The organism is Luedemannella helvata (assembly GCF_039528415.1).
Classification (GTDB): domain Bacteria; phylum Actinomycetota; class Actinomycetes; order Mycobacteriales; family Micromonosporaceae; genus Luedemannella; species Luedemannella helvata.
In genome coordinates this window covers 1-1,222 of sequence record NZ_BAAALS010000090.1, presented here as the reverse complement: position 1 = coordinate 1,222, position 1,222 = coordinate 1, and the positions used below count along the sequence as shown (strand labels likewise).

At 69.9% G+C, this 1,222-nt stretch carries 1 protein-coding gene; it reads left to right on the top strand.

Annotation, left to right across the window (positions count from 1 at the left end):
• Positions 1-1,047, top strand: a 1,047-nt coding sequence (locus ABD191_RS28810; protein WP_344089067.1) for a hypothetical protein, incomplete at its 5' end; no start/stop codon positions are given.
• Positions 1,048-1,222 lie beyond the last annotated feature (175 nt).

Genomic DNA, 1,222 nt, shown 5'->3' with positions numbered 1-1,222 from the left:
ATCGACTGGGCCACCGACGCCTCCGGCACCGAAACCATGACCGAGGCAGTACTGCCCGTCGTCCAGGCCCGCACCGCATGGCTCGGCCAGCACGGCTACCGCCAATGGTGTGCCGAAGCAGCCGTCACCCAGAACGACCCCGCCCACTCCTGCCGGCCCGACGGACCCTGCAGCTGCCCGGGCATGCCGTTCCTCGTCACCTGGTTCGAGGAAGCCGGCGTCAGCCTGTCCGTCCTCGGCGACGACGCCTTCAACAACATCGCCAACCTCGCCCGATCCGGCGGCGTCGCCCTCATCGCCTCCCTGCAGCGCCCCAGCCACGACCAGATGTCCACCACCGCCCGCGACGCCTTCGGCACCCGCCTCTGCTTCGGCGTGCAGACCGCCACCGCCGCCGGGTTCATGCTCCCCGACGCGGTCATCGACGCCGGCGCAGCACCCGAACGCTGGTCCAACCGTCGGCCCGGCTACTGCTACCTAGTCACCCCCGGTGTCGACGAGGGTCGCTACTCCAGCCCCGGCCGGACCCGCTGGTTCACGCCGTCCGCGAACTCGCTGATGGAAGCCGTCGCCGCATGGGCAGCCCGCAACGGCGCCAAGCCCGACCCCGTCACCGCGGCGGCCGCAGCCAAGGCCGTCGGCAAGGCGTACACCGAACGCGCCCGCCACGAAGAGGAGAACCCCAGCAACGACGAGGACCAGGAGACGACCGTGAGCCGCCTCGACGACGAGGACCGTGACATCGACCCCACCCAGGAACTGCCCCAGCCGCGACCCGGCGAGGAGAACGTCGTCTTCGATCAGGGCGACGGCGCGGAGCTCAGCCGCGAGGAAGCTCGTGCAGCCCTGCAGGAGATCGTCGCGCAGTTCGAAGCCGGCGGCACGATGGTGATCGGCGTGGTCGACGTCATGAAGCACGCCGAGCGCTTCGGCCGCAAGCGCGGATGGGTGTCGGGCGAGCTCCAGCAGATGCTCACCGAGGGCCGGCTGGCCCTCACCTCGAAGCCGGGCCGGTACCGGATCGTGCCCGCCATGGCCGACGTCTGACAGTCCGCGCGCGCCTGACAGTCGTGTTCTGACACGCGACCTTCCTAGGGGTTTGCCAGTCACGCCCTGACACCTGACACCTGACACCCGCTACGCAAAACGTCACCTACCAGGACAAACGCGGCGGGGAGCGGTGTCAGGGTCCGCGACCCACTGTCAGAGACCGTCAAGCACC